This is a genomic window from Aeromonas sp. JL9, from assembly GCF_024436075.1.
Classification (GTDB): Bacteria; Pseudomonadota; Gammaproteobacteria; order Enterobacterales; family Aeromonadaceae; genus Aeromonas; species Aeromonas veronii.
Genome location: NZ_JANFNV010000018.1, coordinates 71,600 through 83,719, shown reverse-complemented (window position 1 = coordinate 83,719; position 12,120 = coordinate 71,600). Strand labels below are relative to the sequence as shown.

At 55.4% G+C, this 12,120-nt stretch carries 11 protein-coding genes; all 11 read right to left on the bottom strand.

What is annotated here, in order from left to right; translation table 11 throughout:
* Nucleotides 1–154 precede the first annotated feature (154 nt).
* The 11 genes from gmhB to rpoC all read right to left on the bottom strand — a co-directional run bounded on the left by gmhB (nt 155) and on the right by rpoC (nt 12,103).
* Entirely contained in the window at nt 155–697 is a 543-nt protein-coding gene (gene gmhB / locus NOM06_RS13945; RefSeq protein WP_162517634.1) for a D-glycero-beta-D-manno-heptose 1,7-bisphosphate 7-phosphatase, read from the bottom strand.
* A 113-nt stretch (nt 698–810) separates the two neighbouring features.
* A complete protein-coding gene (tuf, locus tag NOM06_RS13940) occupies nt 811–1,995 on the bottom strand; it encodes an elongation factor Tu (protein WP_005339879.1) in 1,185 nt (394 codons plus the stop codon).
* A gap of 54 nt (nt 1,996–2,049) precedes the next feature.
* Complete coding sequence (gene fusA, locus NOM06_RS13935; RefSeq protein ID WP_021229318.1) at nt 2,050–4,155, bottom strand: elongation factor G; 2,106 nt, start codon at nt 4,153–4,155, stop codon at nt 2,050–2,052.
* 75 nt (nt 4,156–4,230) lie between these two features.
* Nucleotides 4,231–4,701, bottom strand: a complete 471-nt coding sequence (rpsG, locus tag NOM06_RS13930) for a 30S ribosomal protein S7 (RefSeq protein ID WP_005339911.1) — start codon at nt 4,699–4,701, stop codon at nt 4,231–4,233.
* Nucleotides 4,702–4,794: 93 nt separating this feature from the next.
* Nucleotides 4,795–5,169: a 30S ribosomal protein S12 gene (gene rpsL, locus NOM06_RS13925; RefSeq protein ID WP_005306278.1), complete on the bottom strand. Its 375-nt coding sequence runs from the start codon at nt 5,167–5,169 to the stop codon at nt 4,795–4,797.
* Nucleotides 5,170–5,351: 182 nt separating this feature from the next.
* Nucleotides 5,352–5,630, bottom strand: coding sequence for a sulfurtransferase complex subunit TusB (gene tusB / locus NOM06_RS13920; RefSeq protein ID WP_255911984.1), 279 nt, complete (start codon nt 5,628–5,630; stop codon nt 5,352–5,354).
* A 7-nt stretch (nt 5,631–5,637) separates the two neighbouring features.
* On the bottom strand, nt 5,638–5,997 hold the full coding sequence (gene tusC, locus NOM06_RS13915) for a sulfurtransferase complex subunit TusC (protein WP_139472497.1): 360 nt from the start codon (nt 5,995–5,997) through the stop codon (nt 5,638–5,640).
* A gap of 8 nt (nt 5,998–6,005) precedes the next feature.
* The gene (tusD, locus tag NOM06_RS13910; protein WP_075112885.1) at nt 6,006–6,398 is read right to left on the bottom strand and encodes a sulfurtransferase complex subunit TusD; all 393 of its coding nucleotides are present in this window, start codon (nt 6,396–6,398) and stop codon (nt 6,006–6,008) included.
* A gap of 84 nt (nt 6,399–6,482) precedes the next feature.
* Nucleotides 6,483–6,863: a RidA family protein gene (locus NOM06_RS13905; protein WP_005339904.1), complete on the bottom strand. Its 381-nt coding sequence runs from the start codon at nt 6,861–6,863 to the stop codon at nt 6,483–6,485.
* Between the two features lie 24 nt (nt 6,864–6,887).
* Entirely contained in the window at nt 6,888–7,604 is a 717-nt protein-coding gene (locus NOM06_RS13900) for a transcriptional regulator (RefSeq protein WP_005339902.1), read from the bottom strand.
* Between the two features lie 194 nt (nt 7,605–7,798).
* Nucleotides 7,799–12,103 carry a DNA-directed RNA polymerase subunit beta' gene (rpoC, locus tag NOM06_RS13895; protein WP_005339899.1) on the bottom strand — a complete coding sequence of 1,435 codons (4,305 nt, stop codon included), beginning with the start codon at nt 12,101–12,103 and terminating at the stop codon, nt 7,799–7,801.
* Nucleotides 12,104–12,120 lie beyond the last annotated feature (17 nt).

The following is a 12,120-nucleotide window of genomic DNA, read 5'->3' as shown; positions in this document are numbered from 1 at the left end:
TTACCGACGAGGTTGTTTGCGTTGCCGCTTGCCCTGTCGATGGAGGCGCATTATAGGGAACAGATTCTTTCTGGCAAGCAGATAATTGCAAAAAGATGGCTTTCGCTGTTCGTTCGCTCACAAAGCCACCAACTGGCATATTAAACCGGCGAAATCAGCTCACCGCAGGTACCGCAACGGCAAAATCGTGCAGATTGTCATAGAGAGCGTCGGCCAGCCCACTACCCGTTTCGGTCACCGGCTTGCCGGTTCTGACCATAATCTTGTGACCAACCCCGGCATTGATGGCAGCTTTCAGATCAGAGGGCTTGTCACCCACCATATAGGAACGACTCATGTCGATCCCCAGTTCCTGTTGCGCCAACAGCAGCATGCCTGGCTCCGGTTTGCGGCAATCACAGGGGGCGCCGTGATCCGGATGATGGGGGCAGAAGTAGATGCCATCGAGATCCACATCCCGATCAGCCAGTGACCAATCCATCCATTCAGTCAGATTCATGAAGTCATCTTCACTGAAGTAGCCGCGGGCGATTCCGGACTGGTTAGTGACGACGACCAGCAGATAGCCTTTCTTTTTGAGGAGCTGCAGGGCGTCTATGACTCCGGGCAGAAAATGGAAATCATCGACCTGGCTGACATAGCCAGTGTCTTCATTGATGACACCGTCACGATCCAGAAAAATGGCGGGGTTGCTCACGGAAACTACCTCTATCAATGGTTTTGCCCAGTATCTCACAGGCCATAAATAGCCCCAAAAATAAAAGGGGTGGCCGAAGCCACCCCTTTTCATGTTTGTATATAACGAATCGATTAGGCGATTACGCTAGCTACAACACCAGCACCTACGGTACGGCCACCTTCACGGATAGCGAAACGCAGGCCGTCGTCCATTGCGATCGGAGCAATCAGGGTAACAACCATTTTGATGTTGTCGCCCGGCATTACCATCTCTACGCCTTCCGGCAGTTCGATGGTACCGGTCACGTCGGTAGTACGGAAGTAGAACTGCGGACGGTAGCCTTTGAAGAACGGGGTATGACGACCGCCTTCTTCTTTGGACAGTACGTACACTTCAGATTCGAACTTGGTGTGCGGCTTGATAGAACCCGGCTTGGCCAGTACCTGACCACGCTCTACGTCTTCACGCTTAACACCACGCAGCAGCGCGCCGATGTTCTCGCCTGCACGACCTTCGTCCAGCAGCTTACGGAACATTTCAACACCGGTACAGGTGGTAGAAACGGTATCTTTGATACCAACGATTTCTACGGTCTCACCTACTTTAACGATACCGCGCTCTACACGACCGGTAACTACGGTACCACGGCCAGCGATAGAGAATACGTCTTCGATAGGCATCAGGAACGGCTGGTCAATCGCGCGCTCCGGCTCCGGGATGTAGGTATCCAGGTGGCCAGCCAGCTCGATGATCTTCTCTTCCCACTGAGCGTCGCCTTCCAGCGCTTTCAGTGCGGAACCACGAACTACCGGCAGGTCATCACCCGGGAAGTCGTACTCGGTCAGCAGTTCACGAACTTCCATTTCAACCAGTTCGAGCAGCTCTTCGTCATCAACCATGTCACACTTGTTCATGAACACGATCATGTACGGGATACCAACCTGACGACCCAGCAGGATGTGCTCACGAGTCTGCGGCATCGGGCCGTCAGTCGCTGCTACTACCAGGATCGCGCCGTCCATCTGGGCAGCACCGGTGATCATGTTTTTAACGTAGTCGGCGTGACCCGGGCAATCTACGTGGGCGTAGTGACGGGTAGCGGTGTCGTATTCTACGTGGGAGGTGTTGATGGTGATACCACGCTCACGCTCTTCCGGTGCCTTGTCGATCTGGTCGAAGGCGAAAGCTTTACCACCGAAGTGCTTGGCCAGCACGTTGGTGATAGCTGCAGTCAGGGTGGTTTTACCGTGGTCAACGTGGCCGATGGTGCCGACGTTTACGTGCGGTTTATTACGCTCAAATTTTTCTTTAGACACGACGTAGTCCTTCTAGGTTAAACCCGCCTACCGTCGTAGGCGGGGAATCTTAAATTACTTGGATTTGCGCTCTTCGATCACGGCTTGTGCAACGTTGGTCGGTGCATCGTGATACTTGGCGAATTCCATGGCGTAGGAAGCACGACCCTGGGTCGCGGAACGCAGTGCAGTTGCATAACCGAACATTTCGGCCAGCGGCACCAGAGCACGTACGATCTTGCCGGACGGGCCATCTTCCATACCTTCGATCAGGCCACGACGACGGTTCAGGTCACCGATAACGTCGCCCATGTAATCTTCCGGAGTTTCAACTTCTACTTTCATGATCGGTTCGAGCAGAACCGGGTTGGCTTTCATGAAGCCAGCCTTAAAGGCCATGGAAGCAGCGATTTTGAACGCCAGTTCGGAAGAGTCGACATCGTGGTAAGAACCGAAGTGCAGACGCACACCCAGATCCATAACCGGATAACCAGCCAGCGGACCAGATTTGAGCTGCTCACGGATACCTTTATCAACACCCGGGATGAATTCACCAGGAATGACACCACCTTTGATGTCGTTGACGAATTCGTAGGCTTTGCCTTCTTCCAGCGGGTACATGTCGATAACAACATGACCGTACTGACCGCGACCACCAGACTGCTTGGCATGCTTGCCTTCGATGTCTTTAACGGTGGTACGGATGGTTTCACGGTAGGCAACCTGCGGCTTACCTACGTTGGCTTCAACCTTGAACTCGCGACGCATACGGTCAACGATGATGTCCAGGTGCAGCTCACCCATACCAGCGATGATGGTTTGACCTGACTCTTCGTCAGTCCATACGCGGAAGGACGGATCTTCCTGAGCCAGACGGCCCAGTGCCAGACCCATCTTCTCCTGGTCAGCCTTGGTTTTCGGCTCAACCGCGATAGAAATTACCGGCTCCGGGAATTCCATACGCTCGAGGATGATCGGTGCATTCGGGTCACACAGGGTGTCACCAGTGGTCACGTCTTTCAGACCGATAGCAGCAGCGATGTCACCAGCGCGTACTTCTTTGATCTCTTCACGCTTGTTGGCATGCATCTGAACGATACGGCCAAAACGCTCGCGCTTGTCCTTGACGGAGTTCAGCACGGTGTCACCGGAGTTGATCACGCCAGAGTAGACACGGAAGAAGGTCAGGTTACCAACGAACGGGTCGGTAGCGATCTTGAACGCCAGAGCAGAGAACGGCTCGTCATCAGAAGCATGACGCTCGTCTTTGGTCTCGCCGTCCATTTTCAGGCCGTCGATAGCAGCAACGTCGGTCGGAGCCGGCAGGTACTCGATCACGGCATCCAGCATTGCCTGTACGCCCTTGTTCTTGAACGCGGAGCCACAGGTTACCAGGATGATTTCGTTGTTCAGCACGCGCTGACGCAGAGCACCTTTGATCTCTTCCTCGGTCAGCTCTTCGCCGCCCAGGTATTTTTCCATCAGGTCTTCAGACGCTTCAGCAGCGGCTTCAACCAGATTCATGCGCATTTCTTGCGCCTGTTCCAGCAACTCGGCCGGGACGTCTTCGTAATCGAAGGATACGCCCTGATCAGCTTCATTCCAGTTGATGGCCTTCATCTTGACCAGGTCAACAACGCCCTTGAAGTTCTCTTCAGAGCCGATGTTCAGCTGAAGGGGAACCGGAGTACCTTTCAGACGGGTCTTGATGTGCTCAACGCAGCGCAGGAAGTTGGCGCCGGTACGGTCCATCTTGTTGACGAACGCGATACGGGGAACCTTGTACTTGTTAGCCTGACGCCATACGGTTTCAGACTGTGGCTGTACGCCACCTACGGCACAGTACACCATCACGGCACCGTCCAGAACACGCATTGAACGCTCTACTTCGATAGTAAAGTCAACGTGGCCCGGGGTATCGATGATGTTGATACGGTGCGGTTGGAACTGTTTACCCATACCGGACCAGAAAGCGGTGGTCGCGGCGGAGGTGATGGTGATACCACGCTCTTGTTCCTGTTCCATCCAGTCCATGGTGGCTGCGCCATCGTGAACTTCACCGATCTTGTGACTTACACCGGTGTAAAACAGTACGCGCTCGGTAGTAGTAGTCTTACCGGCGTCAATGTGAGCGGAGATACCGATGTTACGATAACGCTCAATGGGGGTTGTACGAGCCATTGTCATCCTCTTACTAAGGCGCTTGTCCCTAGATAATTAAAGGTGCGCAGAGTCAAAAGACCCTGCGCAAGCGGATTACCAGCGGAAGTGAGCGAAGGCTTTGTTCGCTTCAGCCATACGGTGAACGTCTTCACGTTTCTTGACAGACGAACCCTTATTGTCAGCGGCATCCAGCAGCTCGCCAGCCAGACGCTGAGCCATTGATTTTTCACCACGTTTACGAGCGGCATCAACCAACCAGCGCATTGCCAGGGCATTGCGACGTACCGGACGAACTTCTACCGGCACCTGATAGGTTGCACCACCGACGCGACGAGATTTAACCTCGACCGCCGGACGAATGTTATCCAGAGCTTCTTCGAATACGGCCAGGTGCTCTTTGCCAGATTTGGTGGCAATGATGTCCAGGGCGCCATAAACAATGGCTTCTGCAACAGATTTCTTACCGTCAACCATTACTACGTTGACAAATTTAGCCAGCAGCTCTGATCCGAACTTGGGATCTGGCAGGATTTTACGCTGACCAACAACACGACGTCTTGGCATTTCAAATTCTCCGTAACTTCAGGGATTACCCAAAACTAGAAAGCTATCTAACTAGAAACGAATTAACGTTTGGCCTTACTTAACGGAGAACCATTAAGCTTTAGGACGCTTCACGCCATACTTGGAGCGAGCCTGCTTACGGTCTTTAACACCAGCACAGTCCAACGCACCACGAACGGTGTGATAACGAACACCTGGCAAGTCTTTTACACGACCGCCACGGATCAGAACAACAGAGTGCTCTTGCAGGTTGTGACCTTCACCGCCGATGTAGGAGGTGACTTCGAAGCCGTTGGTCAGACGTACACGGCACACTTTACGCAGTGCAGAGTTAGGCTTCTTCGGGGTGGTGGTATATACACGAGTGCATACGCCACGCTTCTGAGGGCACGCTTCCAGCGCCGGCACGTTGCTTTTCACAACGAGCTTGATGCGTGGCTTGCGAACCAACTGGTTAATAGTTGCCATCAAAAGGCTCCTGATAATGACTTCATAAACGTGTGGAAAATCCTCCCCGCAGATACGGGGACGCGAAATTTTATGCCCTGTTGTCTGGGGAGTCAAGATTTATACAATTTGCGTCACAAAAGGGCAATTCGGATCCGTTTGATTTCACGACATCTCCTTGAATTTTCTTGGAAATGTGCTTATCAGCCACCCCAGGTGCGCGGGGAACCTTTTTGCGCAATCAGTGCCACCAGACCCGCCATATCGAGCACATTGCCCACCCGATGCTGCAAACCGCGAGCTTGCAGATCTTCCTGCATCACATAAAGCGGGATACCCGCCAGCCGCGCGATCCACTGGGGAGCCGATGCCGCAATCACGGCATCCTGCATCAGTACCAGCTCATCCTCGGGCTGAAGGTATGAGAGCGCCTCTGCCAGAGCCTGACTCTGAAAGGGAGAGTTCAATATCAGATGCAACATGGAGACCTCAAAAGCTGATGTGAGTCGAACACTGTGCCCAGCGCCGAGCCATTTCCTGGCGCGGCAGACTCTCGACGGGGATCAGCAGATCATCCACTGTCACGCCACGTTCTGCCAGCGAGTCAGCACAAACATAGACCTCTTCGATGTCGTAGAGTTCCAGCATCTTGAAGGTGGGCGCGTAGTGGCGCTGCAAAATGGCGGCAGGCTGCTGTTCCTTGAGCAGCTGCAGCACGCCGTCCCCAATCAGGAAGAGGGCCAGCTCATCGGTCATGGCCGAGGTGGCCAACAAGGCATCCAGTCCTTCCCGGCCAGCGGCATGGCCATGGGGACCACGACTGCATATAAAGGCGATTTTCTTGCTCATGACTCCCCCTAGAACTGAACCAGTCGATCGGCGGTGAGCGCAGCCTCGGCCAACTGGCCCAGACCGCTCAGGCAAAATGGCGCTTGCAGATTGAAGTGTGCCTGCCCTGCCCCCTTGGCCTCCTGCTCATCGAGCACACCGCGTCGCATGGCGGCGGCGACGCAGACGTCGATACGGATCCCCTGCTCTTCTGCCAGCTCTCGCCACAGACGCACCAGGTCAGTCTCATCGGATGCTGGCAGATGCAGACCGTTGCCGTTGCAGACCCCGTCCTGATAGAAGAACAGGTGGGACAAGGTATGCCCCTGTGCCAACAGTGTGCGGGCAAAACGATAGGCTGTGCTGGCCGATTGGGTGCCATAGGCAGGCCCCGTGACCAGGATGGCAAAACTCAGACTCATAGCAGGACTCCTGTGCTGACCCGGTCCATTTTACGCCAAAATCAAAAAAGCCCCTGCCAGGAGGGGCTTGATTCGATCTGTTGATCAGAGATGGGCAATCGCCTCGACCTCGACCAGCACATCTTTCGGCAGACGGGCCACCTCTACGCAGGAGCGAGCTGGCGCCGCATCGCCAAAGTAACGGGCATAGACCTGATTGAAGGCAACGAAGTTGTTCATGTCACTCAGGAAGCAGGTAGTTTTGACCACTTTGCTGGCATCGGCACCCGCAGCGTGCAACACGGCAACCAGATTCTTCATCACCCGCTCGGCCTGCTCTTCAATGCCGCCAGCCACGATTTCCATGGTGGCAGGATCGAGCGGGATCTGCCCGGAGGTGAAGATCATCTCGCCAACCTTGGTAGCCTGAACATACGGACCAATCGCGGCAGGCGCCTTGTCGGTTGCAATCACTTCTTTAGCCATTCATCTATCCCCTTCTGGAATGAGTTACTCGTTCTCGTCTTCACCCTGCTTGCGCTGTCGGATGTAAAGATAAACGGTATGTTTTGAAATATTGAGTTTGTCCGCCACCAGATTGATCGAATCCTTGATGTCGAAAATGCCCTTCTCGAACAGCTGGGTCACGATGAAGCGGTTCTTGGCATTGTTGGCCACGGTGGGATCGCGGTTGATCTCGTCGATGGTGTTATCCACCGTCTGTGCAACCAGCTCTTCCACGCTATTGGCGAAGGTCTCTGGTGACTGACGCGCCGCCTGCTGGGGCGTCGGGAAAAATTCGGCCACGAACTCGTGGAAAGGCGCATTGATGTGCAGGTTGATGCAAATAAGCCCCACTACTTGCCGCTCGCTGTTGCGAATGGCGATGGTGCTCGACTTCATCAGCGCGCCGGTACGGCTGCGAGCGAAATAGCTCTGGGTGTAATCCTGGCCTGTGCTCTCGATATCCTTGAGCATGCGCAGGGCGAGATCGGTGATGGGCGCCCCGAGGGTGCGTCCGGTATTGAAGCCGTTGGCGATCTTGATCACCGACTCGTGCAGATTTTCCAGGGAGTGGAGTACCACTTCACAATGCTTGCCGAACAGCTCGGCCAAGCCATCGATGAGCCCATCGTATGAGCGCAACAATTCCCTGTCTTCATCTGTAAAAGTGCGGCTGATCAGCTGTTCTTCGGGAAGCATGGCTTCCTCGATACCGACAGTCATGTTCTACCCCTGTAATAACCATTCAACTTTCCCGAGTTTTAAATTGCAGGGGAGTAAAGTCAACTTTTTTTGATTTTTTACTCTACAACTTTGCTCTGGATCATCCTGAAACCCGCGCTGCGTCTACCTTTGCCGAGGAATTGGCCAACAAAAAGGGCTCCTTGAAGGAGCCCTTTTTAATCACGGATGACGAGTTACTCTTCGTCGAAGCTACCGGCTGCGTTCAGCAGATCCGCCAGGTTCTGCTCCGCTTCATCAGCGGTCACCTGCGGGGTACCAACAGCACGAGCTGCGGCAGCACGCTGGTTGATCCGGCTATGGTGGTAGGCAAAGCCGGTACCAGCCGGGATCAGACGACCCACGATGACGTTCTCTTTCAGACCACGCAGTTCATCACGCTTACCACCAACGGCGGCTTCGGTCAGAACGCGAGTAGTTTCCTGGAAGGAAGCCGCGGAGATGAAGGACTCGGTGCTCAGAGATGCCTTGGTAATACCCATCAGAACATGACGGTAGGTCGCAGGGGTCTTGCCCTCGGCAACCAGCTTACGGTTGGCAATCTTCACACGAGCCACTTCAACCTGTTCGCCTTCGATCAGATCGGTATCGCCAGCGCTCAGGATCTCGCACTTGCGCAGCATCTGACGAACGATGACTTCGATGTGCTTGTCGTTGATCTTAACGCCTTGCAGACGGTATACGTCCTGCACTTCGTTGGCGATGTAGTTGGCGACCGGGCTGATACCGCGCAGACGCAGGATGTCGTGAGCAGACTCAGGACCGTCCGCCAGCACTTCACCCTTCTCAACTTTTTCACCTTCGAACACGTTCAGGTTACGCCACTTCGGAATCATCTCTTCGTAGACGTTGCCACCATCGGTCGGGGTGATGACCAGACGGCGTTTGCCCTTGGTCTCTTTCCCGAAGGAGATGGTACCGGAGATCTCGGCCAGAATTGCCGGTTCCTTCGGTTGACGTGCTTCGAACAGATCCGCAACGCGCGGCAGACCACCGGTGATGTCCTTGGTACCGCCGGACTCTTGCGGGATACGCGCTACCGCGTCACCCACGCCCACGTTGGCACCATCTTCCAGGTTCACGATCGCCTTGCCCGGCAGGAAGTACTGGGCAGCTACATCGGTACCCGGGATCATCACGTCTTTGCCGTTCAGGTCGACCAGTTTAACGGTCGGACGCATCTCTTTACCGGCGCTCGGACGCTCGTTGACGTCCAGAACAACGATAGAAGAGAGACCGGTCAGCTCGTCGGTCTGACGAGTGATGGTCACGCCATCGATCATGTGTTCGAACTGCAGGCGACCTGCCACTTCGGTGATGATCGGGTGGGTGTGCGGATCCCAGTTGGCAACGGTCTCGCCAGCACTCACGGCCTGGCCGTCCTTCACTTCCAGCACGGAACCGTAAGGCAGCTTGTGGCTTTCCTTGGTACGGCCCATGTCGTCCATGATGGTCAGTTCGGTAGAACGTGAGGTGATAACCAGTTTGTCATCGCTGTTGTGAACGAACTTGGCGTTCTGCAGCTTGATGGTACCAGTGTTCTTGACCTGGATGCTGCTTTCAGCAGCGGCACGAGATGCAGCACCACCGATGTGGAAAGTACGCATCGTCAGCTGGGTACCCGGTTCACCGATGGACTGGGCGGCGATAACACCGACAGCCTCACCCTTGTTAACCAGGTGACCACGGGCCAGATCACGGCCGTAGCAGTGAGCACAGTTACCGAAGTCAGTTTCACAGGTGATGGCAGAACGTACCTTCACACGGTCAACGGAGTTACGCTCCAGCAGGTCACACAGCTGCTCATCGAGCAGGGTGTTGCGAGCAACCAGGATCTCGTCCTCGGTACCCGGCTTGATGACATCTTCTGCCACCACACGACCCAGCACGCGCTCACGCAGCGGCTCGACCACGTCGCCCCCCTCGATCAGCGGAGTCATCCACAGACCGTCGGTAGTGCCGCAATCGTCCTCGGTGATCACCATGTCTTGCGCCACGTCTACCAGACGACGAGTCAGGTAACCGGAGTTCGCAGTCTTCAGTGCGGTATCCGCCAGACCCTTACGAGCACCGTGGGTAGAGATAAAGTACTGCAGTACGTTCAGACCTTCGCGGAAGTTCGCGATGATCGGGGTCTCGATGATGGAGCCATCCGGCTTGGCCATCAGGCCACGCATACCGGCCAGCTGACGGATCTGGGCGGCGGAACCACGCGCACCAGAGTCGGCCATCATAAAGATGCTGTTGAACGAGGCCTGCTCTTCTTCTTCACCCAGCGAGTTGACGTTACGCTCTTTGGACAAGTTCTCCATCATGGCCTTGGAGACGCGCTCGTTGGCGCTAGCCCAGATATCGATAACCTTGTTGTAACGCTCGCCCGCAGTTACCAGACCAGACAGGAACTGGTCCTGGATCTCGGCAACTTCGGCTTCGGCTGCTGCAATGATGTCTTTCTTGGCATCCGGGATGACCATGTCATCGATACCAACGGAAGCACCGGACAGGGCCGCGTAGTGGAAACCGGTATACATCAGCTGGTCAGCGAAGATAACGGTGTCCTTCAGGCCCTGCTTGCGATAGCAGGTGTTCAGCAGACGGGAGATGAGCTTTTTGCCCAGCGCCTTGTTGGATACGCACTTGATCCAGTTCTGCGGATTGGCATCCAGATCTGCCTGTTCTGCAGCAGTCAGCACCTTCGGCTCGTCGATCAGGGCGTATTCCATACCTTTCGGCAGGATCAGGCTCAGGATCGCACGACCAACGGTGGTGTTCTTCATCTCGGTGTGTTCACGCAGAGAACCGTCTTCCTGACGCAGGTATTCGGTAATGCGTACTTTCACACGAGCATGCAGATCGGCCAGACCGGCGCGATATACTTTCTCGGCTTCTTTCGGGCCGGCCAGCACCATACCTTCGCCTTTGGCGTTGATACGGGCACGGGTCATGTAGTACAGACCCAAGACCACGTCCTGAGAAGGAACGATGATCGGCTCACCGGAGGCAGGCGACAGGATGTTGTTGGTAGACATCATCAGCGCACGCGCTTCCAGCTGGGCTTCCAGGGTCAGCGGTACGTGGACCGCCATCTGGTCACCATCGAAGTCCGCGTTATACGCAGCACAAACCAGCGGGTGCAGCTGGATTGCCTTGCCTTCGACCAGAGTCGGTTCGAATGCCTGGATACCCAGACGGTGCAGAGTCGGTGCACGGTTCAGCAGAACCGGGTGTTCGCGGATCACTTCGTCCAGGATATCCCAAACGACAGCTTCCTCGCGCTCCACCATCTTCTTGGCGGCCTTGATAGTGGTCGCCAGACCGCGGGTTTCCAGCTTGCCATAGATGAACGGCTTGAACAGTTCCAGCGCCATCTTCTTCGGCAGACCGCACTGATGCAGACGCAGAGTCGGGCCTACGGTGATAACGGAACGACCGGAGTAGTCGACACGCTTACCGAGCAGGTTTTGACGGAAACGACCCTGCTTACCCTTGATCATGTCGGCCAGGGATTTCAGCGGGCGCTTGTTGGAACCGGTGATGGCACGACCGCGACGGCCGTTATCGAGCAGCGCATCGACGGACTCTTGCAACATACGCTTTTCGTTGCGCACGATGATGTCCGGAGCAGCCAGATCCAGCAGACGCTTCAAGCGGTTGTTACGGTTGATCACGCGACGGTACAGATCGTTCAGATCGGAAGTCGCGAAACGGCCGCCGTCCAGCGGTACCAGCGGACGCAGGTCCGGCGGCAGCACAGGCAGCACTGTCATGATCATCCACTCCGGCTTGTTGCCGGACTGCAGGAAAGCTTCCATCAGCTTCAGACGCTTGGTGGTTTTCTTGCGCTTGGTCTCGGAGTTGGTTTGATCCAGCTCCTCACGCATGGTTTTGACTTCACCTTCCAGATCGATAGCGCGCAGCAATGCCAGGATTGCTTCGGCACCCATCTTGGCGTCAAATTCGTCGCCCCACTCTTCCAGCGCATCCAGGTACTGCTCTTCAGAGAGCATCTGGCTGCGTTCGAGGTTGGTCATACCCGGCTCGATTACGACGAAAGATTCGAAGTAGAGCACGCGCTCGATGTCGCGCAGGGTCATGTCCAGCAGCAGACCGATACGGGACGGCAGGGACTTCAGGAACCAGATGTGGGCAGTCGGGCTGGCCAGCTCGATGTGGCCCATACGCTCACGACGGACCTTGGTCTGGGTCACTTCAACGCCGCACTTCTCACAGATCACACCACGGTGTTTCAGGCGCTTGTACTTGCCGCACAGACACTCGTAGTCCTTCACCGGTCCGAAGATGCGGGCGCAGAACAGACCATCACGCTCCGGCTTGAAAGTCCGGTAGTTGATGGTCTCAGGCTTTTTGACCTCACCGAATGACCAGGAGCGGATCATGTCAGGAGAGGCCAGACCGATCTTGATACTGTCAAACTCTTCGGTCTTGGTCTGAGCCTTCAAAAACTTGAGTAAGTCTTTCACGTGTTTCCCCTGTCAGG